The organism is Escherichia sp. KCJ4928 (assembly GCF_004352695.1).
Classification (GTDB): Bacteria; Pseudomonadota; Gammaproteobacteria; order Enterobacterales; family Enterobacteriaceae; genus ECMA0423.
Window position 1 is genome coordinate 1 of record NZ_SJWV01000815.1, and the last position, 255, is coordinate 255.

Annotated in this window: 1 protein-coding gene; it reads left to right on the forward strand. The window is 53.3% G+C overall.

Going from position 1 to position 255, the window contains the following annotated elements; translation table 11 throughout:
- On the forward strand, window positions 1-255 hold a 255-nt coding region (locus tag E0D98_RS26910; protein ID WP_131891718.1), incomplete at both ends, for a DUF1281 domain-containing protein.

Sequence of the window (255 nt, forward strand, 5' to 3'; positions counted from 1 at the left end):
CACCTGCAGAACGGTGTACTGCTGGATGAACAAAACTGCCTGATGCTGCATGAACTCTGGCTGCAGAGCGGTACTGGACAGCGTCGCTGGGAAGGATTACCGGACGATGTCAGGGATACCATCACCGTACTTTTCACCGCAAAAAGAGGTGACTGGTGTGGCTTCTGGAGTAACGAGGATGTATCGGTGTGGTGGAACCGTCTGTGTGACAACGTACTGCCGGAAAAAACCATGCCGTTTGACCTGCTGACGGTT